Here is a 216-nt window from a genome sequence, read left to right on the forward strand (position 1 = left end):
CCTTCCCCGCCCGGCAGCGCGGGATGGCCCTCGGCGTCAACCAGATCACCGCGCTCGCCGGGCAGTTCCTCGGCCTGCTGGCCGGCGGTCTGCTCGCCGCGGTCGACTGGCGCGCGGTGTTCTGGCTGAGCGTGCCCATCAGCGTGACCGGGACCGTCTGGTCGTATCTCAGTCTGCGGGAGACCTCGACGGGGCGGCGCGGCCGGATCGACTGGC

Annotated in this window: 1 protein-coding gene; it reads left to right on the forward strand. The window is 73.6% G+C overall.

Features of this window, described 5'->3' with window-relative positions; translation table 11 throughout:
- Window positions 1–216, forward strand: a 216-nt coding sequence (locus GT030_RS22035) for an MFS transporter (RefSeq protein ID WP_161202566.1), incomplete at both ends; no start/stop codon positions are given.

Source organism: Streptomyces sp. SID1328 (assembly GCF_009865595.1).
GTDB classification, from domain to species: Bacteria; Actinomycetota; Actinomycetes; order Streptomycetales; family Streptomycetaceae; genus Streptomyces; species Streptomyces griseoluteus.